Genomic DNA, 279 nt, shown 5'->3' on the forward strand with positions numbered 1-279 from the left:
CACTAAGATAGTCACTTGGGCTGCAAGCCTTGGAGATCGTTCAGAAAACGCAGATTACACCTTCAATAAGCGTTTGCTTCGTCAGATTGATCGCCGAGTGCGTTTCCTACGCAAATTCCTACCAGATGTCACTATCGTGGATTACTCGCCACAACAAGAAGGTAAGGTATTTTTCGGTGCTTGGGTCGAAATTGAGAATGATGATGGGGAAATTAAGAAGTTTCGCATTGTAGGACCTGAAGAGATCTACGGCGATGCTAAAGGCTATATCTCTATAGA

Annotated in this window: 1 protein-coding gene; it reads left to right on the plus strand. The window is 44.1% G+C overall.

Annotated elements, in window-relative coordinates; all coding sequences use genetic code 11:
* Positions 1 to 279 (plus strand): GreA/GreB family elongation factor (locus tag AB4653_RS25355; RefSeq protein WP_372105605.1); only part of this gene is annotated, 279 nt, incomplete at both ends.

The organism is Vibrio sp. 10N.222.48.A3 (assembly GCF_041475345.1).
Classification (GTDB): domain Bacteria; phylum Pseudomonadota; class Gammaproteobacteria; order Enterobacterales; family Vibrionaceae; genus Vibrio; species Vibrio tasmaniensis_A.